Origin of the sequence: Stenotrophomonas sp. 8(2023) (genome assembly GCF_030345295.1) — a bacterium.
Taxonomy (GTDB): domain Bacteria; phylum Pseudomonadota; class Gammaproteobacteria; order Xanthomonadales; family Xanthomonadaceae; genus Stenotrophomonas; species Stenotrophomonas muris.
The window spans coordinates 1,108,852-1,128,939 of the sequence record NZ_CP128404.1; the positions used below are offsets into that span (position 1 = coordinate 1,108,852).

The following is a 20,088-nucleotide window of genomic DNA, read 5'->3' on the forward strand; positions in this document are numbered from 1 at the left end:
CGCGATCCGGCGGGCATTGCGGTCGCAGCGGCGGCTGTCGGGAATACTGGTGGGGTCAGATCCCTTTCGCGTCGCGAAAGGGATCTGACCCCGGTGTGCCGGCTCAGCCCAGAAGCTTGCGCACCTTGGTCAGCGCGGTCATGAAGCGCTCGATCTCGGCGTGCGTGTTGTAGAACGCCAGCGAGGCACGGCAGGTGGCGGCGACGCCGAAGTACTGCAGCAGCGGGTGTGCGCAGTGCTGCCCCGAGCGCACGGCCACCCCTTCCAGGTCGAGCAGGGTGGCCAGATCGTGCGCATGCGCGCCATCGATCAGGAACGAGACCACGGCGGCCTTCTCCGGCGCTTCGCCGATGATGCGCAGGCCGTCGACGCGGCGCAGCTCCTCGGTGAAGTGCGCCAGCAGTTCGGCTTCGCGGGCTTCCACGTTCTCCTGGCCGAGCTGCTGCAGGTAGTCGGCGGCCACGCCCAGGCCGATGAAACCGGCGATGTTCGGCGTGCCGGCTTCGAACTTGTGCGGGGCATCGTTGAACACGGTGCCGTCGAAGCTGACTTCCTTGATCATCTCGCCGCCGCCGAGGAACGGCGGCATCGCGTCCAGGTGCTCGCGGCGCGCCCACAGCGCACCAGTGCCGGTCGGACCGCACATCTTGTGGCCGGTGATGGCGTAGAAGTCGCAGCCGATCGCGGCGACGTCGACCTTGCGGTGCGGCACCGCCTGCGAGCCATCGACCACGGTGATGATGCCGCGCTTGCGCGCTTCACGGCAGATCTCGCGCACCGGATTGACCGTGCCCAGCACGTTGGAGACATGGGTGACCGCCAGCAGCTTGACCTCCGGGGTCATCGCCGCGCGCAGCGCATCCAGGTCCAGCGCGCCATCGGGCGTGATCTCGGCCACGCGGATGGTGGCGCCGGTACGTTGCGCGACCAGCTGCCACGGCACGATGTTGGCATGGTGTTCCATGCGCGTGATCAGGATCACGTCGCCGGCCTTCAATCGCGGCAGTGCCCACGAGTAGGCCACCAGGTTGATGGCGAAGGTGGTGCCGCTGCACAGCACCAGGTCGCTGGCGCGCACGTTGAGGAAGCGTGCCAGTTTATTGCGTGCGCCTTCGTAGGCGTCGGTCGCTTCGCTGCCCAGTGCATGCACCGCGCGGCTGACGTTGGCGTTGTAGCGGCGGTAGAACTCATCCACCGCGCCGATCACCTGTACCGGCTTCTGGCCGGTGTTGGCGTTGTCGAAATAGACCAGCGGCTTGCCGTGCACTTCACGCATCAGCAGCGGGAAGTCGAGGCGGACGCGATCCCAGTCCGGGGCGCCGGTGCGTTCTTCGATCGGGCGTGGCGTGGACAGGTTCATGCCACACCCGCCTCGGCCAGGGCCTTGTCCAGGCGGCGTGCCAGCTGCTCGCGCAACGCGTCCGGCAGGATCTTCAGCGGTTCATGGCAGAACGCAGCGCTCAGCAGTGCCTGCGCCTGGACCTGGGGCAGGCCACGCGAGCGCAGGTAGAACAGCGCATTGGCATCGAGCTGGCCGACGGTCGCGCCGTGCGCGGCCTTCACTTCATCGGCGTCGATCACCAGCGTCGGCTGGGTATCGATCTCGGCATCGGCCGACAGCAGCAGGTTCTTGTTGGACAGGTTCGCGTCGGTGCCGTCGGCGCCTTCGCGGATCTGGATGCCGCCATGGAACACCACGCGGCTGCGGTTGGCGGCAACGCCGCGCCACAGCAGCTCGCAGGCGGTATCGCGCGCGATGTGGTCGATGCCCAGGCGGGTCTCGACGTGGCGGCGGCCATTGCCGAGCAGCACGCCGTTGGCGGTCAGCCGGGCGTTGTCGCCTTCCAGGCGCACGTTCAGTTCGTGGCGGCTGAGCGCGGCGCCCAGTTCCAGGTCCACGCGGTGGTACTGCGCGTCGCGGGCCAGCACCGCGTCGGTACGCAGGAAGCTGGTCTGGCGGGCGCTGCCGGCCTGCACGCGGGCGTGCTTGAGTACGCCGTCGCGGGCGACGTGGGCATGCAGCACGGTGTTGTCCAGGTGGGCGGAGTCACCCACGCTGAAGCGGTGCTCGACCACGCCGAGGCTGGCGCCGGCGCGGAGTTCCATCAGGTGGCGATGGTGCCAGGCCAGGTCGGCTTCGCCGGCGACGCTGGCGAATACCAGCTGCAGCGGCGTTTCGACCTGCACGCCTTCATCCACGCGCAGCACCACGCCTTCATCGGCCAGCGCGGCGTTGAGCCGGGCGAAGATCTCTTCGCTGCGCTCGTAGCGACGGCCAAGGAAACGCAAGGCGTCTTCGCCAGCGGCCAGCGCGGCCGACAGCGGCTGCAGCTGCACGCCGGACGGCAGGGCCTGCACATCGCTAAGCGCGGCATCCAGGCGGCCGTTGACGAACACCAGGCGCGGCGCCGGGATGTCGTCCAGCAGCGCGGCGTCCAGCGCCGGGCCCTGCAGCGGCGCTGCAGCGAACGCACGGCGTTCCAGCTGGCGCAGCGAGGTGTACTTCCAGGCTTCATTGCGGGCGGCGGGCAGGCCGTCGCGCAGGGCCGCATCCAGCACTTCGCGGCGCGCATCGCTGCCACAGAAGGCCTGGGCCATGGAGTCAAGCAGGGCGCTCATCAGACCGCCGCCTCGGGCACGACCCGGTCCTTCAGGAAATCATAGCCGTGCGCTTCCAGCTCCAGCGCCAGCTCGGGGCCGCCGCTCTTGACGATGCGACCATCGGCCAGCACGTGCACCACGTCCGGCTTGATGTAGTCCAGCAGGCGCTGGTAGTGGGTGATGACCAGGAACGAACGGTCGGCGCCGCGCAGTGCGTTGACGCCGTCGGCCACGCTCTTCAGCGCGTCGATGTCCAGGCCCGAGTCGGTCTCGTCCAGGATCGCCAGCTTCGGTTCCAGCACGGCCAGCTGGAAGATCTCGTTGCGCTTCTTCTCGCCGCCGGAGAAGCCTTCGTTGACGCCACGGTGCAGCAGTTCGTCCTTCAGGTGCAGCACGGCCAGCTTCTGCCGCACCAGCTTGAGGAACTGCATGGAATCGAGTTCTTCTTCGCCGCGCGCCTTGCGCTGGGCGTTCAGTGCCGCGCGCAGGAAGTAGGTGTTGTTCACGCCCGGGATTTCCACCGGGTACTGGAACGCCAGGAACAGGCCCGCGGCGGCACGTGCTTCCGGGTCCTGCTCCAGCAGGTCGACGCCGTCGAACTGCACGCTGCCTTCGGTCACTTCGTAGCCGTCGCGGCCGGCCAGGACGTTGCCCAGGGTGGACTTGCCGGCGCCGTTCGGGCCCATGATGGCGTGCACCTGGCCGGGCTTCACATCCAGCGACAGGCCCTTGAGGATTTCCTTGTCGCCGATGCGGGCGTGGAGGTTTTCGATCTTCAGCATGGTGGGGGTTTCCGTGGGGCGGGCCAGGGCCCGCCGGTAAAGAGAATGCGTTTGCGAGGGGCAGGGGCGGGCGGTCAGCCCACCGAACCTTCCAGCGAGACTTCCAGCAGCTTCTTGGCTTCCACCGCGAACTCCATCGGCAGTTCGCGGAACACCTGCTTGCAGAAGCCGTCGACGATCATCGACACCGCGTCTTCCTGGCTGATGCCACGGGCGCGGCAGTAGAACAGCTGGTCATCGGAGATCTTGGAAGTGGTCGCCTCGTGCTCGACGGTGGCGCCCGGGTTCTTCACCTCGATGTAGGGGAAGGTGTGCGCGCCGCACTGCTTGCCGATCAGCAGCGAGTCGCACTGGGTGTAGTTGCGCGCGCCCTCGGCGTTGCGGTCCACCCGCACCAGGCCGCGGTAGGTGTTCTGGCCACGGCCGGCGCTGATGCCCTTGCTGACGATCTTGCTCTTGGTGCGCTTGCCGACATGGATCATCTTGGTGCCGGTGTCGGCCTGCTGGCGGTGATGGGTCAGCGCGACCGAGTGGAACTCACCGACCGAATCGTCGCCCAGCAGCACGCAGGACGGGTACTTCCAGGTGATCGCCGAGCCGGTCTCGACCTGGGTCCAGGTGACCTTGCTGCGCGCGCCACGGCACTCGGCACGCTTGGTCACGAAGTTGTAGATGCCACCGACGCCGTTCTCGTCGCCCGGGTACCAGTTCTGCACCGTGGAGTACTTGATCTCCGCATCTTCCAGCGCGACCAGCTCGACCACCGCGGCGTGCAGCTGGTTCTCATCGCGCATCGGCGCGGTGCAGCCTTCCAGGTAGGAGACGTAGGCCTTGTCCTCGCACACGATCAGGGTGCGCTCGAACTGGCCGGTGTGGCCGGCGTTGATGCGGAAATAGGTGCTCAGTTCCATCGGGCAGCGCACGCCCTTGGGAATGAACACGAAGCTGCCGTCGGAGAACACCGCCGAGTTGAGCGCGGCGAAGTAGTTGTCACCGACCGGCACCACGGTGCCCAGGTACTGGCGCACCAGCGCCGGGTGTTCCTTGATGGCCTCGGACATCGAGCAGAAGATCACGCCCTTCTCGGCCAGTTCCTTGCGGAAGGTGGTGCCCACGGATACCGAGTCGAACACCGCATCCACCGCCACGCCGGCCAGCTTGGCGCGCTCGTGCAGCGGCACGCCCAGCTTGTCGTAGGTGTCGAGCAGTTCCTTCGGCACATCATCCAGCGAGGCGTACTTCGGGCCCTTCGGCGCGGAGTAGTAGCTGAGCGCCTGCAGGTCGATCGGCGCGATCTCCAGCTTGGCCCAGTCCGGCATCGGCAGGGTCAGGAAGTGGCGGTAGGCATCCAGGCGCCACTGCGTCATCCACTCCGGCTCGTCCTTCTTGGCCGACAGGGCACGGATGGTGTCCTCGTCCAGGCCCGGCGGCAGGGAGTCCGACTCGATCTCGGTGATGAAGCCGGCCGAATACTTGCGGCCGAGCTGCTCGTGGATCTCGCGGTTGGGGGTGTCGCCGTGGGCGACGTTTTCGATGGTTTCGGTGGCCATGGGGGGCTGCCTACGGATCAGGAGACGACGTCGACAGCGATGGTGCGGCGCTGTTCGTCATCGGCAAGGGGGAGAGGGGGCAGGATCTGCGCGAGGGTGACATCGCGCAGGGCCTCGGAGACCACGTCGTTGATCAGCCGCCAGCTGCTGCGCGCGCCGCACTTGGGCGCCATGCCGCACTGGTGGTGGTCGTGGCTGCATTCGGTCAGGGCCAGTGGCCCTTCCATCGCTTCGACCACTTCGAACAGCGAGATCTCGATGGCCGGGCGGGTCAGGCGGTAGCCGCCACGGACGCCACGCAGGCCTTCGACCAGGCCGGCCTGGGCCAGTGGCTTGAGCACCTTGCTGACGGTGGGCGGCTCCAGACCGGTGAATTCGGCCAGCTCGGTGGCACTGAGCACTTCGCCCGGACGGGCGGCGAGCACGGTCAGCACGACGGTGGCGTAATCGGTGAGTTTGGTGACGCGCAACATGGGGATGCGAGTGGTTCTTAAAGCGGACTGAAATTGTACGCTTTTATTCGCCACCATCCAACCCGGGCATTCAGCCGGCGCTTGGGCCAGGCCGGGAGGACACACCGCGGCCGTTGCCGGGGCGCAATGCTGCGCCAACGGGGTGATTTTCGCAATCACCCGGAATGGGCGAGAATCCCCATTCCATTCGCTGCAAACAGCCCGCGCCGATGCCGAAGAAGATCCAAGCCCGCAAGTCCGCCATCCATGGCAACGGCGTGTTCGCCGTGGCCCCGATCAAGCAGGGCGAGCGCGTGATCCAGTACAAGGGCCTGCTGCGCAGCCACGGTGATGTCGATGCCGATGACAGCGGCGACGTCGAAAGTGGCCATACCTTCCTGTTCACCCTCAACGATGACTGGGTGATCGACGCCAACTACAAGGGCAACGACGCCCGCTGGATAAACCACAGCTGCGACCCGAACTGCGAGGCGGTGATCGAGGAGGACGAGGACGGCGACAGCCGGGGCGACAAGGTGTTCATCGAGGCACTGCGTGATATCAAGGCCGGCGAGGAGCTGACCTACAACTACGGCATCACCCTGGCCGAGCGCCACACCGCCAAGCTGAAGAAGATCTGGGAGTGCCGTTGCGGCTCGTCCAAGTGCACCGGCACGATGCTGCAGCCCAAGCGCTGATCGGTACCGGGTAGTGCCGGCCGCTGGCCGGCAAGGCGCAATCCAGGTGCCGGCCAGCGGCCGGCACCACCCGGGCGGCTCTCCACCTGCCGTGCACGACAGGGTCACCGCCGCGCAAGGGCCGTTCTTCCATCCTGTGGGCTCCCCCCAACCGGAGTGCCTCCATGGCAGAGCGATTGAAGGGCAAGCAGATTGCCATCCTTGCCACCCACGGCTTCGAACAGTCTGAACTGATCGAACCCAAGCGTTTGCTGGAAGCGGAAGGGGCGCGCGTCAGCGTGGTCTCGCCCGCAAAGGAAGCGACGATCAAGGGCTGGAAGGAGAAGAACTGGGGCGACGCCGTCGCGGTGGATATCCCGTTGGATGAGGCCGATCCTGCACGCTTCGATGCGGTGGTTCTGCCCGGCGGGGTCATCAATCCGGACACACTGCGCACCGATGATGCCGTACTGGCCTTCATCCGTTCAGTGGATGAAGCCGGCAAGCCCGTGGCGGCGATCTGCCATGGCCCGTGGCTGCTGATCAACAGCGGCCTGGCCGATGGCCGCGAGCTGACCTCCTGGCCTTCCCTGCAGCAGGATCTGGCGAACGCGGGTGCGACATGGCGCGATGCCGAGGTGGTGGTCGACGGCAACGTCATCACCAGCCGCAAGCCGGATGACATTCCGGCTTTCAGCGAGGCGGTGGTAAAAGCGCTTGCCGCCTGATGCGCTACCGGTAGTGCCGGCCGCTGGCCGGCAGATGCAGTGACGTGCTGCCGGCCAGCGGCCGGCACCACCTCATTTGCCCAGCAGGCCTGCCGGTACCAGGTTGCCCAGGTTCTGGTTGAAAGTGACCACCAGCTTGCCGTTCTTCACCTGTGCCGACTGCACCTGCAGGGCGCCGAGCACCCCGGCCACGGCCGGGTCCAGCTTGTAGATCGGTTCGCGCTGGGCGTAGTCGCTCAGCCACGCATTGAGCAGGCCACGGGTGCGCGAGTCGAGGCGGCCGCCCTGGTTGGCCGGGGTGAAGTCATCCACGCTCGGCTGCTGCAGGTGAAAGCCCTGGGTCTGCGCGTCGTAGCGCAGGCCGCTGCTGAGCTTCACCGTGCCCAGTCGGGCCGGGTTGCCGCCGGCGGTGGCCAGCGCGACGTCCATGCCCAGGGTCAACCGTTCGCCGGCCGGAAGGCTCAGCTGCGGATGGCTCATGGTCAGGGCGATCAGGCCGCCGAGGGCGTCCTGGGTGCGCGGGAAGCTGCCATCGAGGTACTGCTGCACGTCGCTGGCGCCCACCGACAGTTCGCGGCCGGAAATGGAGGGAGCCGCCTGAGCACCGATCGCAGCGGCGATCAGCACGGTGGAGGCCGCGAGGCGGGTCATCAGGGAACGCAGGCGCATGTCGGTGACCGGTGGGAAGCAGATGGATGGATCAAAGAGTAGCCGCGCAGGCTGAATCGCGCGTGCATGCCGCTGCAACGGTTCAGTCCAGCGTTGGACGCAGCTGTGCCGACTGGATCTGCCAGGCGCTGCCGTCGCTGCTGGGCTGCACGCGGTACCAGCCGCCGAAGCGGAACGTGCCATTGGCGGTGACCGCACGGATCTGCACAGGGACTTCAAGCAGCCGCGGTGGCTGCCGGTCATCTCGGGCGATCGGAGTATCGCTGTGCAGGCGCAGCGTGCGCAGGTCCTGCAGCTGCCGCAGCGCGGCGTCGTCTGCATGCCGCGGGTCGCCGGGTGGGATCGTCCAGGCAGCATCGCTGGCGGCGCGGTCGCGGTTGAGCAGTGCGGCGACGTAGCGGTTGAGCATCGTCGACGGCGGCTCTGCGCCGTCGTCGACGGCGGACAGCAGCGTCATATCGCTCGCCTGCAATGCTGCGGGACCGGGACCGGGGCCGGTACCGGTGTCCGCTGCTGCGGCGACGGGAGCGGACGCTGCCGTGATGTGATCATTCGTCTGTGCCGCCGGGCGTGAACAACCCAGCAGCACCAGTGGTGCGATCAGGAACAGGATCCTGCGCATGCCCGCCTCCTCCCCGAGGCAACCTGGAGGGCGGCAGTGTATCGGTTGCGCCGCTATCAGCGGGAGGAGGGCAGCTGCTCCAGCGCGTCCAGCGCCGGCAGGACCTGGCCGGCGATGGCGGCCAGTGCGTGGCCGTCGGTCTCGGCGTGGCGCTGTACGATGTCGCGCAGCAGCTGGGTGGCGATCACCAGGGTCGCGCGCTCGTCGCCACTGATGCCGGCGGTACGCGGGGCCGCTTCCAGCAGGCGCATCAGGTCGCGTCCGGCGCGGTGTTCCAGTTCGATGGTGCAGCGCCCGGTGCACTGCAGCCCGTCCTTTTCGATCGGGGTTACCGAGATCCGGTAGCGGGTGGAGGGGCTGGCCATGAGGGTGTGCTCGCCGTAGCTGTGGAGGATGTGCCCACCATAGGCAAGGCCACGGCTGGCGGCGACGGCCGGCGCTGCACGCAGTGTTCCACCCGGTACGTTCCGCGCCCTTTGCGGAGCACCGGCAGCCAATGCTGGCGGGCCTGTACGGGGATTGCCGGGGCCGCGGCAACGCTGTGTTGCGGGGTGTGGTGCGGACAAAAAAAACGGGACGGCCAGAGCCGTCCCGTCGGAATCCGCGTTGGGGCGCGCGCTTACAGCGCGGCGTCCTTCAGCTTCTTCAGCGGACGCACCTTCAGCTTGGTGGTGGCCGGCTTGGCAGCGAACCACTGCTCTTCCTTGGTGAACGGGTTGATGCCCTTGCGCTTCGGCTTGGCCGGCACATTGACGGTGGTGATCTTCAGCAGGCCCGGCAGGGTGAACGAGCCAGCGCCCTTCTTGTGCACCGAGGAGGCGACGGCGCTTTCCAGCGAGGCCAGCACAGCGCGGACGTCCTTGGCGATGACGCCGGAGGCTTCAGCGATGTGTGCAACCAGGCCGGACTTGGTCAGCACTTCCTTGATCGGCTTCGGAGCGGCCGGCTTGGCGGCTGCCTTCGTCGCGACTTTCTTCACTGCCTTCTTCGGGGCAGCCTTCTTAGCGGTCTTTGCCATGGTTTCCTGTTCCGTGAACGGTTGGTTGTGTGGTCGGCGCCGAACCCCGTCGGCAAGCGCAATGTAGGGCAACTCTCGGGCGCCGCCAATAGCCCGAAGCGCGGAAAGTGCATGTTTTTTCATATCCAGGCCGATTCAGTACATGGCCGGCGGTGGGGGACGGGGGCGCTGCAGCGTGCGCGATGGCTGCTGCCTGCCCGTTGCTGGAATGTGCGAAACCACTGAAAACAAGGGAAAAGTCCACGTCGGTCTGGCGAAGAAGTGACCAGCTGTCCGATGTCCGGCGGACGTGCGGCATGCGGCGGAGCGACGCAGGGCTAACGCGTCCCGTGCGAGAGTGGCCGTTCATCACCGCCACGCAGGAGCAGCACATGGGAATCTCGCGACACGCCACCGCGCACTGGGAAGGCGATCTGAAGTCGGGCAAGGGACAGCTGAGCACGCCGCAGAGCGGGCTGCTGGACAAGACCCGCTACGGTTTCAACAGCCGCTTCGGCGACGAGAAGGGCACCAATCCGGAGGAGCTGATCGCCGCCGCGCACGCCGGCTGTTTCACCATGGCGCTGTCGGCCAAGCTTGGTGAGGCCGGCTTCACCCCGACCTCGCTGGACACCGAGGCCAAGGTCGATCTGTCCCTGGAGGGCGGCCCGCAGCTGTCGCAGATCCGGCTGAAGGTGAAGGCCGTGGTGCCGGGCATCGACGCCGCACAGTTCCGTGCCATTGCCGATGACGCCAAGCAGAACTGCCCGGTGTCCAAGGCGCTGAGCGCGGTGCCGATCAGCCTGGAAGCCGAACTGGGCTGAGCCACGGTAGTGCCGGCCGCGGGCCGGCAACCGCATGATGCCGGGGTCCATGTAGCAGCCGGCCAGCGTTATGGCGGCCTTCCTGGTCCCCACCCTCCGGGCCGTCGCGTCCGACGTTGGCAGCGGCTCCTGCCGCTGCCTTCGGCTCTACCACCCGCCAGCGCGATCACCAATCAAGGGTGCCGGTAATCACCGTCTGCACCTGCCCGCCCGACCAGACCTCGCCGTCTTCATCGACGCGCAGGGTCAGGCGCGCGTCATGGCCGACTTCGCGGCCCTGGCTGACTTCGAACGGTGCACGGCCTCGGGGCAGCGCATCGCGCAGGTCCAGCCACGCGGCCAGCACGGCATTAGCCGCGCCGGAGGCGGCGTCCTCGAAGCGGCGTCCATTGCCGACGAAGGCACGTACTGCAAGATCGAAGCCCTCGCTGCCATCGCTGAAGGCGTAGGCAAACACGCCCATGCTGTCGGTGGATTCGGCCAGAGCCGCGACCGCGTCCCAGTCCGGGCGCAGTGCGCGCAGTGCCGCTTCATCGGCCACCTGCACCACCCACCAGCTGCGCCCGCCCTGCATGCGCGCCGGCGGCAGCGAGCCCAGCGGCCAATCCTTCAGCGCCGCCTGCAGGCGCGGATCGGTGGCCTCGGCGATCTCCGCCAGCTGCGCGCGCGGGGTGCGGATGGCAATGCGCTGCTGCGCGCCCTCGCCGCTCACGCGCAGCGGCAGCGCACCGGCGATGCCGTCCTGCACGAGCACGCCGTCGACTGGCGCGGCCAGGCCCGCCTGCAGCACCGCATGCGCGGTGCCGACGCTGGGATGGCCGGCGAACGGGACCTCCTTCTGCGGGCTGAACATGCGCAGCCGGTAGCTGGCGCCTGCGACCTGCGGCGGGAACACGAAGGTGGTCTCGGGCAGGCGCGTCCAGCGCGCAATGGCCTGCATGCTGGCATCGTCCAGGCCTTCGGCATCAAGCACCACGGCCAGCGGATTGCCGGCACCGGCGCGCGGGGAGAACACATCCAGCTGCAGGAAACGGCGGGTGGACATCGGGCGGGACTCCAGTAGACAGGCGGCATAGCGTAGCGCGGGGCACAAAAAAGGGGACGGAGGGAATTAAGTCGCTTGTGCCCCAAGTGCCATAAGCGACTTAATTCCCTCCGTCCCCTTTTTTCGTGCGCTACCAGCGAAGGTGGCCGTCGATGACCGGCTGCACCTGGCCGCCGATCCAGACCGTGCCCTGCGCGTCGACCTGCACCTGCACGTGGCCATCGCGGCCGACTTCGCGGCCCTGGCTGGCCACGTAATGGCCCTCGCGGCCGGGCAGGGCGTTGCGCTGCCGCAGCCAGGCAGCGATCAGGGCATTGGCGCTGCCGGTGACCGGATCTTCCGGCACGCTGGCCGCATCGGCGGGGCAGAATGCGCGCACCACACGGGTGTGGTCGGTACCGGCTTCGTCGGCGAATACGGCCACGCCGGTGGCGTCGGTGGCAAGGCTCCAGTCACGCAGGGCGGCCATGTCCGGCGCCAGGCCGCGCACAGCGGCGGCATCGCGCAGCGGCAGCAGCCACCAGCGCGCGCCGTTGTCCCAGAGTTCGGGCACGTGCCCGTTGGCGGCGAGGGCCAGCAGTGTTTCGGGTGCCGCATCTGCGCCAGTCGCCAGTTGCCGCGCCGGTGGGCTGGCCAGCTGGATCTGGAGTGCCTCGGCCGGGCCGCTCACCCGCACGGGCAGCACCCCCGCCGCGCACTGCTGCAGCAGGGCGCCGTCGCGAGGCTGGGCCAGGCCGCAGCTCACCGCCGCCCAGGCCGCGCCGACGCTCGGGTGGCCGGCGAACGCCAGCTCTCGGGTCGGGGTGAAGATGCGGATGTGGTAGTCGGCGCCGGGCGCGCTGGGGCGCAGGAAGAACACCGTCTCGGACAGGTTCAGCCAGGCGGCCAGGGCCTGCATCTGCTCGCCGGAGAGCGCATCGGCGTCCAGGAGGGCACCCAGTGGATTCCCGGTTCCGGGGCGGGAGGCGAAGACATCGAGCTGCAGGTAACGGAGGAGGGCCATCTACGGGGATATTGCGCTTAGAATCAAAGGTTCCGCCCCCAAGGGCGGCTTCCCCACATTCTACATAGCCAATCCATGTCAGCTTCCCCCCTTGTCGATCGTTGGATCGTACTGAAGTTCGGCGGCACCTCGGTGTCGCGTCGTCACCGCTGGGACACGATCGGGAAGCTGGCGAAAAAACGCGCGGAAGAGACCGGCTCGCGCGTGCTGGTGGTGGTGTCGGCGCTGTCCGGGGTCACCAACGAGCTGACCGCGATCGCCGATGGCGCGCCGGACAGCCGTGATCGCGTGGCCGCGCTGGTCGAACGCCATGAAGGCTTCCTGGCCGAACTGGGCCTGGGCCGCGAAGTACTGGCCGAGCGCCTGGCGGCACTGCAGGGCCTGCTCGACGACCCGCGTGCGGCCACCCGTCCGCTGCAGTGGCAGGCCGAAGTGCTGGGCCAGGGCGAACTGTTGTCGTCCACGCTGGGCGCGGCCTACCTGCACGCCTCGGGCCTGGACATGGGCTGGATGGATGCCCGCCAGTGGCTGGACGCGATGCCGCCGCAGCCGAACCAGAGCGACTGGTCACAGCGCCTGTCGGTGAACTGCCAGTGGCGTGCCGACGCGGAGTGGATGCAGCGCTTCCGCGCGCAGCCGACCCGCCTGCTGATCACCCAGGGTTTCATCTCGCGGCATGCCGATGGCGGTACCGCCATCCTCGGCCGTGGTGGCTCGGATACCTCGGCGGCGTACTTCGGCGCGCTGCTCGGCGCCAGCCGCGTGGAAATCTGGACCGATGTGCCGGGCATGTTCAGTGCCAACCCGAAGGATGTGCCGGACGCGCGCCTGCTGACCCGCCTGGACTACTACGAGGCGCAGGAAATTGCCACCACTGGTGCCAAGGTGCTGCATCCGCGCTCGATCAAGCCGTGCCGCGATGCAGGCGTGCCGATGGCCATCCTCGATACCGAGCGTCCGGAACTGCCGGGCACCAGCATTGACGGCAGTGCTGCACCGGTACCAGGCGTCAAGGCGATCAGCCGCCGCAACGGCATCGTGCTGGTGTCGATGGAAGGCATCGGCATGTGGCAGCAGGTCGGCTTCCTGGCCGATGTGTTCAACCTGTTCAAGAAGCATGGCCTGTCGGTGGACCTGATCGGTTCGGCCGAGACCAACGTCACCGTGTCGCTGGACCCGTCCGAGAACCTGGTCAACACCGATGTGCTGGCCGCGCTGTCGGCCGACCTGTCGCAGATCTGCAAGGTGAAGGTGATCGTGCCGTGCGCGGCGATCACCCTGGTCGGCCGTGGCATGCGTTCTCTGCTGCACAAGCTGTCGGACGTGTGGGCCACCTTCGGCCGCGAGCGCGTGCACATGATTTCGCAGTCGTCCAACGACCTGAACCTGACCTTCGTCATCGACGAGGCCGATGCCGATGGCCTGCTGCCGATCCTGCATGCCGAGCTGATCGACAGCGGTGCGATGCCGGTGGAAGAAACCGAAGTGTTCGGCCCGCGCTGGCGCGAGATTGCCGGCACCGTGCGCCCGCGCGGCACGCCGTGGTGGCGCGGCCAGCGTGCGCACCTGCTGCAGTTGGCCGATGCCGGTACGCCGCGCTATGTCTACCACCTGCCGACGGTGCGCGCCCGCGCCCGCGCGCTGGCCGCGATCAAGCCGATCGACCAGCGTTACTACGCGATCAAGGCCAACAGCCACCCGGCCATCCTGCAGCTGCTGGAAGCCGAGGGCTTCGGGCTGGAGTGCGTCTCGTACGGCGAGCTGAAGCATGTGTTCCAGCACCTGCCGGAGCTGTCGCCGCGGCGCGTGCTGTTCACTCCCAGCTTCTGCCCGCGCAGCGAGTACGAGGCGGCGTTCGCCCTTGGCGTGACCGTCACCGTCGACAACGTCGAAGCGCTGCAGCGCTGGCCGGACCTGTTCCGCAACCGCGAGCTGTGGCTGCGCGTCGACCTGGGGCGTGGCGAAGGCCACCATGCCAAGGTCCGCACCGGCGGCAAGGAGTCCAAGTTCGGCCTGCCGATCGCCCGCGTGGACGAGTTCGTGCGCGCGGCCACCGAGCTGGGCAGCCGCGTGGTCGGCCTGCATGCGCACCTGGGCAGTGGCGTGGAAACCGCGCAGCACTGGCGCCTGATGTGCGATGAGCTGGCCGGCTTCGCCCGCCGCATCGGCAGCGTGCACACCATCGACATCGGTGGCGGCCTGCCGATTCCGTACAGCGACGAAGACGAGCCGTTCGACCTGGACGCCTGGGCCGAGGGCCTGGCCGAGGTCAAGGCGCTGCACCCGGCGTTCCGCCTGGCGATCGAGCCGGGCCGCTACCTGGTGGCCGAATCGGGCGTGCTGCTGACCCATGCCACCCAGGTGGTGGAAAAGGACGGCGTGCGCCGCGTGGGCCTGGATGCCGGCATGAACACGCTGATGCGCCCGGCGCTGTACGACGCCTGGCACGACATCGAGAACCTCAGCCGCCAGGGTGGTTATGCCGAAGCGGCGTTCGATGTGGTCGGCCCGATCTGCGAATCCAGCGATGTGTTCGGCAAGCGCCGCAAGCTGCCGGTGTCAACTGCGCCGGACGACGTGATGCTGATCGCCGACGCCGGCGCGTACGGCTATGTGATGGCCAACACCTACAACCAGCGGATGCTGCCGCGCGAAGACGTGATCGAATGACCACCGCGCGCGCCCTGCACCCGCCCACCGACACGCCCCGCGCCATCGCGCGGGCCCGTGCCTGACCGGATACACCATGACTGCTTTCGACAAACACCAGGTTTCCCGCTTCCGCTTCGTCCGCTGCGAATTCGCCGCGGATACCGGCGTGGCCAAGCTGGTCTACGCCTTTGATGACGGCCCGGAGATGGTGGAAACCATCACCGTGCCGGGCGCCCCGTTCGTGCTGGACGAAGCGCGTAGCGCCGCCGTGCAGCGCGCGCTGCAGCTGCTGCACCTGATCGCCGGTGTCAGCTACTACAAGGCCGGCGTACCGGATACGGTCAGCATCGACAGCTACAGCATCGATGCCGATACCGCCGCGCTGGTGGAGACCATTTACCTCAACGGCCTGGGCGAATTCGCCTACCGCAACGGCCTGAACCTGCGCGGCCGCTTCCGGTTGCCGGTGCAGGGCGAGGCCGTGCAGGCGCCGGCGCTGGGCCTGCAGCCGCATGCGCTGGTGGCCATCGGCGGCGGCAAGGATTCGCTGGTCAGCATCGAAGCGCTGCGCCGTGCCGGCGTGGACGAGACCGTGACCTGGATCGGTGGCTCGCAGCTGATCCGTGCGTGCGCCGAGCGCACTGGCCTGCCGACCTTGAACCTGGGCCGCACGCTGGCACCGGAACTGTTCGAGTTGAACCGCCAGGGCGCCTGGAACGGCCATATCCCGGTGACGGTGGTGAACTCGGCGATCATGGTGCTGGCCGCGTTGCTGCACGGCGTGGACCAGGTCGTGTTCTCCAACGAGCGCTCGGCCAGCTACGGCAGCCAGATTCCAGGCACCGGCGAAGTGAACCACCAGTGGTCCAAGGGGTGGGCCTGCGAGCAGGCCTTCGGTAGCCATGTGCAGAAGTACGTGGCGGCGGACCTGCAGTACTACTCGCTGCTGCGCCCGATGTCCGAGCTGGCGGTGGCCCGCCAGTTCGCCAAGAGTGACTTCTACGACGCGCATTTCTCCAGTTGCAACCGCAACTTCCACATCCTCGGCGAGCGCCCGGTGAACCGCTGGTGCGGCGTCTGCCCGAAATGCCATTTCGTGTTCCTGGCGCTGGCCCCGTTCATGCCCAAGACGCGCCTGGTGCGCATCTTCGGCCGCAACCTGCTGGACGATGCCGAGCAGGCCGGTGGCTTCGATGCGCTGCTGGAATTCCAGGACCACAAGCCGTTCGAGTGCGTGGGCGAAGGCCGCGAATCGCGTGCGGCGATGGCGACCCTGGCACAGCGCCCGGAGTGGAAGGAAGACGTGCTGGTGAAGCGCTTCTGCAACGAGATCCAGCCGCAGCTGGATGCCGCCGAACTGGAACTGGCACCGCTGCTGCAGCTGCAGGGCGAGCACCGTGTTCCAGCTGCGCTGTGGGAACGGGTGCGTGAAGATTTCGAAGCTTGAAGGAAAGCGCGTCGCGCTGTGGGGCTGGGGCCGTGAGGGCCGCGCCGCGTTTGCGGTGCTGCGCGCGCGCCTGCCCACGCTGGCATTGAGCCTGTTCTGCCCGGCGTCCGAGGTCGAGGCGGCGCGTGCGGAAACGAAGGGCGCGCTGGACGTGCGTGGCGAGCCTTCCGCTGAAGCGCTGGCCGCGTTCGACGTGGTGATCAAATCGCCCGGCATCAGCCCCTACCAGCCGATCGCGCTGGCGGCTGCAGGGCAGGGCACCAGCTTCATTGGTGGCACCGCGCTGTGGTTCGCCGAACACGCGGCCGACGATGGCATCGTGCACGACACCGTGTGCGTGACCGGTACCAAGGGCAAGAGCACCACCACCGCCTTGGTCGCGCATCTATTGCGCGCGGCCGGCCATCGCACCGGCCTGGTCGGCAACATCGGCCTGCCGCTGCTGGAAGTGCTGGATCCGCAGCCCGCGCCCGGGTACTGGGCGGTGGAACTGTCCAGCTACCAGACCGGTGAGGTGGCACGCAGTGGCGCCCGCCCGCAGGTGGCGGTGGTGCTGAACCTGTTCCCGGAACACCTGGACTGGCACGGCAGCGAACAGCGTTACATCGAAGACAAGCTGCGGCTGGTGACTGAAGCCGCACCGCGCATCGCTGTGCTCAACGCCGCCGATCCGCACCTGGCCGCGCTGTCGCTGCCCGACAGCGAAGTGGTCTGGTTCAACCAGCCGCAGGGCTGGCACATGCGCGGCGACATCGTGCATCGCGGTGAGCAGGCCGTGTTTGATACCCGCAACACGCCGCTGCCAGGCCGCCACAACCGCGGCAACCTGTGCGCGGTGCTGGCCGCGCTGGAAGCGCTGGGGCTGGATGCCGCGGCGCTTGCGCCGGCGGTGCAGGACTTCCGTCCGCTGCCGAACCGCCTGCAGCGCATCGGCGTGGCCGATGGCCTGACCTACGTCAACGATTCGATCAGCACCACGCCGCATGCCAGTCTGGCCGCGCTGGAGTGCTTCGCCGGCCAGCGCATCGCGCTGCTGGTGGGAGGGCATGACCGTGGCCTGGACTGGACCGATTTCATGCAGCACATGGCGCACGATGTGCCGCCGGTGGAGATCGTGACCATGGGCAGCAACGGCCCGCGCATCCACGCGATGCTGCAGCCGTTGGCCGACGCCGGTCGCTTCGGCCTGCATGCGGCGGGCGATCTCGCCGAGGCGATGGCCTTGGCGCGCGCCGCGCTGGGCGAACAGGGCGGGGTGGTGCTGCTGTCGCCGGGTGCACCGAGCTTTGGTGCGTACCGCGACTACGTGGCGCGTGGCCGTCATTTCGCCGCGCTGGCCGGGTTCGATCCGGACAGCATCAGCGCGATTCCGGGGTTGGGCATCGGGTAAGGGGTCGGATCCTTTTCCGCAGGAAAGGGCTCTGACCCCATCGTGCATTTATCATGCAGGCATCCCCGGACGGACCCGGATGCCCGCATGTGCACCTTCATCACCGTGTTCCTGCCCACGTCATTGCCGCACGACGCGGCCGCCGCGGTCTTCACCCGTAGCGGCCGGCGCCTGTTCGCGCAGGCATCACCGAGCCTGCAGGCGGCGGTGGGCCCGGATTGGCAGCCGTGGCTGAGTGCCGCGTACTGCGATTGCGGCACCGCGCTGGCCTCGACGAGTGTGCAGCCGGAATGGAAGGGCGATGCCGAACGTTGGCGGAAGAAGGGCTGGATTGAGGCCAGGATCGCTCGCGCGCTGTCCGAGCAGTTGGCGCGGCATGAACAGGATCAGCAGGTGTGCCGCGATAGAGCTCTTGCCGACGCCGGCCAATGGCTGCAGCGCATTGATGCCCTGCTGGGTGTGGGTGCGGCGCGTATCGGACTTCTGGTGCGTGTTTACGACGGCTCGGTGGGGGCCCGGCAGCCGAAGCCGCCGGAACATCATTGGTCGCGGGATCAGCTCGCCGCGGCGGATCTGTTGGCGTTCGCGCCCGGCACGTTGCACTGGATCGAACGCGGGTGAGAGCGCCATCCACGCATGGCGTGGATCTACTGTAGAGTCGAGCCCATGCTCGGCTGGGTTTCAATCCTCGTCCTGGTCGATGAACGCGTAATCGCGATCAATCATTTGTTGCAGGTAGGCGTCGAAGCTGGGCGCGATCACCGCGTAGCTGTCCGGATCGTGCAGGTAGCGCACCACCTGGCCGACCGTGCCGCCCGACCCCGGGTCGAAATCCAGGTACAGCATCGACGTGCCGCCGTTGTTCATGCAGTGCGAGAAGCACAGGCGGCGGTTCATCGGCAGATCGGCGTCGATGCCCTCACCCAGGATCTCCGGTTCGTCATCCAGCCACTCTTCGTAGATCGAACGGATGCTGTCGTCCCACTGCTGCTGGTCTTCGAAGATCTGTGCGACCGAGCGCAGGTAGTACGGATAGTCGCCGACATCGGAGCCGAGCATCAGCACGCACACCTCGCCGCCTGGATACTCGCGGAAATGGGTGCCATCCACGCGCGACAACAGTTCCATCAGGCTGTCAGGGACCTGTGGCCACTGCGCCCGCAGGCGCTGTAGGTCTTCGACAGTGGCACCCTGTACCCGCGCCCATTGCGGAGCATCCTCGGCGGGCAAGCGCGGAATCAGGCCAGACAGAAAGCGATCAACAAGGGTCATCGGAAGATGCCAAGAGCAGGGCAGGCACAGCCGGCTTCGCGCATCGAGGCCGGCCGTGCGGCGCGGCGTGTCAGCGTACCACCTGGAAATCGATGATGTCGTAAACCGATGAGCCGTACTTGCCATGCGATTCCAGGGAGATCGCGATGCCGAGGTCCTCGATGAAGGCACGAACACTGCGATCGCCGTCGACCTTGCACTCCAGCCGGATCGCATCGCCAGAAAGCGAGGCTGATACATCGCGTGCCGGGAAGCGTTCTCCGATCACGCAGGACAGCGTGGTGGTGAGTGGCTTGGAAGTGCTGCGTTCCGGATAGAAGACCATCGTCGTCTCTGCGCGGAACCGGCTGCCGGGTGTCCACGCTGCGGGAAGATCCTGCTTCAGCGACCGGGTCTGCAGGGTCATCGCAGCGTCGCGCATGGATGCCAGCTGGAAGAGATTTGCCTTTGACAGCCGATGCATGGTGAACGAGGTGTAGTCCTCGGTGATCTTCAACAGGCCGTTGTCGGCCACCATCGTAATGGTGGTCGGAGTAGTGGAGGGGGCCCTTCCCTTGATCCGGTAGCGGTAGGTCAGCGATGTGAACCGGGGGGCCAGCAACGGGTTGTCCACGCCATCAACAACAGCCTTGATAACCGGCACATCTTCCAGTCGCCGGCCGGCCGCCTGCGGCTGCGGGCGATCGGCAGCGGGTACGTCGGGGCGGAGCTGGGCCATGACATCTGCATCTACCGCCCCTTGCAGCGAACATCCCACCATGGTCCTGCCGCCGCTGGATTCCACCATCAGCACCCGTTCCAGAAGCATGCGTCCGGAGGCAATGCCGCCGCGATTGGAAGTGGGCAGCCACTGATCGCCTGCGCGGACCTCGCTACGGGCATGCATTCCGCGATCGCCCTGCAGGCGCTCGGCATGTTCGATCAAGGGCGACAGCTGCTTGACAACCGTGTCCAGTGGCGCATCGAAGGTGAACCCCCAGCTCATATAACGACCCAGGACGCCCAGGTCCGACGTGTTGTCGAAGTAGGTGGCGACCGGCAGGCCGCCGATGCGGGGTCCGCCACGGAGCTGGACCTCGTTGGTGGTCTCGGAACGATCCTTGGTCTCGATCCAGTTGATCGTGCCTGTCCCACCCAACGATGCGTGCGCGGCCCATGCATCTGCGTGCGTGTGCAGGCTGGAGAAGAAGCTGGCGTCGCAGCGGCTGAACGCGGTGAAAGTCTCGTCCAGCGGACTGGCGCTCAGCTGGGCAGCAGGCAGCAGAAGGGCAAGCGAGGCAAGCGAAGTGGAACCCAGGTTTTTCACGAAACGGGACATCCTTGTTGGGGAAGGGGGGGGGGCACACAGCTGGACACTAGCTATCGGCCTGTTCGTCT

Annotated in this window: 20 protein-coding genes; 7 read left to right on the forward strand and 13 right to left on the reverse strand. The window is 67.4% G+C overall.

What is annotated here, in order from left to right:
- Nucleotides 1-103 precede the first annotated feature (103 nt).
- The 5 genes from QP609_RS05155 to QP609_RS05175 all read right to left on the reverse strand — a co-directional run bounded on the left by QP609_RS05155 (nt 104) and on the right by QP609_RS05175 (nt 5,406).
- A complete protein-coding gene (locus QP609_RS05155; RefSeq protein WP_032957821.1) occupies nt 104-1,360 on the reverse strand; it encodes a cysteine desulfurase in 1,257 nt (418 codons plus the stop codon).
- Nucleotides 1,357-2,619, reverse strand: coding sequence for a Fe-S cluster assembly protein SufD (gene sufD / locus QP609_RS05160; RefSeq protein ID WP_197621853.1), 1,263 nt, complete (start codon nt 2,617-2,619; stop codon nt 1,357-1,359). Before sufD ends, QP609_RS05155 begins: the two co-directional genes overlap by 4 nt.
- Entirely contained in the window at nt 2,619-3,383 is a 765-nt protein-coding gene (gene sufC, locus QP609_RS05165; RefSeq protein ID WP_032957818.1) for a Fe-S cluster assembly ATPase SufC, read from the reverse strand. Before sufC ends, sufD begins: the two co-directional genes overlap by 1 nt.
- 74 nt (nt 3,384-3,457) lie before the next feature.
- Nucleotides 3,458-4,933 carry a Fe-S cluster assembly protein SufB gene (sufB, locus tag QP609_RS05170; protein WP_111205821.1) on the reverse strand — a complete coding sequence of 492 codons (1,476 nt, stop codon included), beginning with the start codon at nt 4,931-4,933 and terminating at the stop codon, nt 3,458-3,460.
- A gap of 17 nt (nt 4,934-4,950) precedes the next feature.
- The gene (locus QP609_RS05175) at nt 4,951-5,406 is read right to left on the reverse strand and encodes an SUF system Fe-S cluster assembly regulator (RefSeq protein ID WP_005408436.1); all 456 of its coding nucleotides are present in this window, start codon (nt 5,404-5,406) and stop codon (nt 4,951-4,953) included.
- Between the two features lie 209 nt (nt 5,407-5,615).
- On the opposite strand from QP609_RS05175, the gene QP609_RS05180 reads away from it, so the two are divergent.
- Nucleotides 5,616-6,083 (forward strand): SET domain-containing protein-lysine N-methyltransferase, encoded by a 468-nt coding sequence (locus QP609_RS05180; RefSeq protein WP_197575207.1) that lies wholly within the window; start codon nt 5,616-5,618, stop codon nt 6,081-6,083.
- Nucleotides 6,084-6,247: 164 nt separating this feature from the next.
- Nucleotides 6,248-6,790, forward strand: coding sequence for a type 1 glutamine amidotransferase domain-containing protein (locus QP609_RS05185; RefSeq protein ID WP_032957815.1), 543 nt, complete (start codon nt 6,248-6,250; stop codon nt 6,788-6,790).
- Nucleotides 6,791-6,862: 72 nt separating this feature from the next.
- Here QP609_RS05185 and QP609_RS05190 read toward each other — a convergent pair whose 3' ends face one another.
- From QP609_RS05190 to QP609_RS05205, 4 genes are all read right to left on the reverse strand, one after another.
- Nucleotides 6,863-7,459, reverse strand: a complete 597-nt coding sequence (locus QP609_RS05190; protein ID WP_075077032.1) for a DUF1439 domain-containing protein — start codon at nt 7,457-7,459, stop codon at nt 6,863-6,865.
- 82 nt (nt 7,460-7,541) lie between these two features.
- Entirely contained in the window at nt 7,542-8,081 is a 540-nt protein-coding gene (locus tag QP609_RS05195) for a hypothetical protein (RefSeq protein WP_134808588.1), read from the reverse strand.
- 56 nt (nt 8,082-8,137) lie between these two features.
- Nucleotides 8,138-8,446 (reverse strand): DUF3861 family protein, encoded by a 309-nt coding sequence (locus QP609_RS05200; RefSeq protein WP_014646275.1) that lies wholly within the window; start codon nt 8,444-8,446, stop codon nt 8,138-8,140.
- Nucleotides 8,447-8,700: 254 nt separating this feature from the next.
- Nucleotides 8,701-9,099: an HU family DNA-binding protein gene (locus QP609_RS05205; protein WP_010483539.1), complete on the reverse strand. Its 399-nt coding sequence runs from the start codon at nt 9,097-9,099 to the stop codon at nt 8,701-8,703.
- A 371-nt stretch (nt 9,100-9,470) separates the two neighbouring features.
- Between QP609_RS05205 and QP609_RS05210 the strand changes: the two genes are divergently transcribed.
- Nucleotides 9,471-9,902 carry an OsmC family protein gene (locus QP609_RS05210; RefSeq protein WP_014646276.1) on the forward strand — a complete coding sequence of 144 codons (432 nt, stop codon included), beginning with the start codon at nt 9,471-9,473 and terminating at the stop codon, nt 9,900-9,902.
- A gap of 166 nt (nt 9,903-10,068) precedes the next feature.
- Here the strand turns inward: QP609_RS05210 and QP609_RS05215 are convergent, their stop codons facing one another.
- The gene (locus QP609_RS05215; RefSeq protein WP_049441090.1) at nt 10,069-10,947 is read right to left on the reverse strand and encodes a PhzF family phenazine biosynthesis protein; all 879 of its coding nucleotides are present in this window, start codon (nt 10,945-10,947) and stop codon (nt 10,069-10,071) included.
- 130 nt (nt 10,948-11,077) lie between these two features.
- Complete coding sequence (locus tag QP609_RS05220) at nt 11,078-11,950, reverse strand: PhzF family phenazine biosynthesis protein (RefSeq protein WP_169411622.1); 873 nt, start codon at nt 11,948-11,950, stop codon at nt 11,078-11,080.
- Nucleotides 11,951-12,025: 75 nt separating this feature from the next.
- On the opposite strand from QP609_RS05220, the gene QP609_RS05225 reads away from it, so the two are divergent.
- The 4 genes from QP609_RS05225 (at nt 12,026) to QP609_RS05240 (ending at nt 18,060) form a co-directional block, all read left to right on the forward strand.
- Nucleotides 12,026-14,620: a bifunctional aspartate kinase/diaminopimelate decarboxylase gene (locus QP609_RS05225; protein WP_046429381.1), complete on the forward strand. Its 2,595-nt coding sequence runs from the start codon at nt 12,026-12,028 to the stop codon at nt 14,618-14,620.
- Nucleotides 14,621-14,696: 76 nt separating this feature from the next.
- Nucleotides 14,697-16,049 carry a UDP-N-acetyl-alpha-D-muramoyl-L-alanyl-L-glutamate epimerase gene (murL, locus tag QP609_RS05230; RefSeq protein WP_032957807.1) on the forward strand — a complete coding sequence of 451 codons (1,353 nt, stop codon included), beginning with the start codon at nt 14,697-14,699 and terminating at the stop codon, nt 16,047-16,049.
- Complete coding sequence (murD, locus tag QP609_RS05235) at nt 16,030-17,439, forward strand: UDP-N-acetylmuramoyl-L-alanine--D-glutamate ligase (protein ID WP_197621738.1); 1,410 nt, start codon at nt 16,030-16,032, stop codon at nt 17,437-17,439. Before murL ends, murD begins: the two co-directional genes overlap by 20 nt.
- 87 nt (nt 17,440-17,526) lie before the next feature.
- Entirely contained in the window at nt 17,527-18,060 is a 534-nt protein-coding gene (locus QP609_RS05240; protein ID WP_289213874.1) for a hypothetical protein, read from the forward strand.
- 60 nt (nt 18,061-18,120) lie between these two features.
- Here the strand turns inward: QP609_RS05240 and QP609_RS05245 are convergent, their stop codons facing one another.
- Nucleotides 18,121-18,711, reverse strand: a complete 591-nt coding sequence (locus QP609_RS05245) for an SMI1/KNR4 family protein (protein ID WP_134808591.1) — start codon at nt 18,709-18,711, stop codon at nt 18,121-18,123.
- Between the two features lie 70 nt (nt 18,712-18,781).
- Entirely contained in the window at nt 18,782-20,029 is a 1,248-nt protein-coding gene (locus tag QP609_RS05250; RefSeq protein WP_051007151.1) for a hypothetical protein, read from the reverse strand.
- Nucleotides 20,030-20,088: the final 59 nt, after the last annotated feature.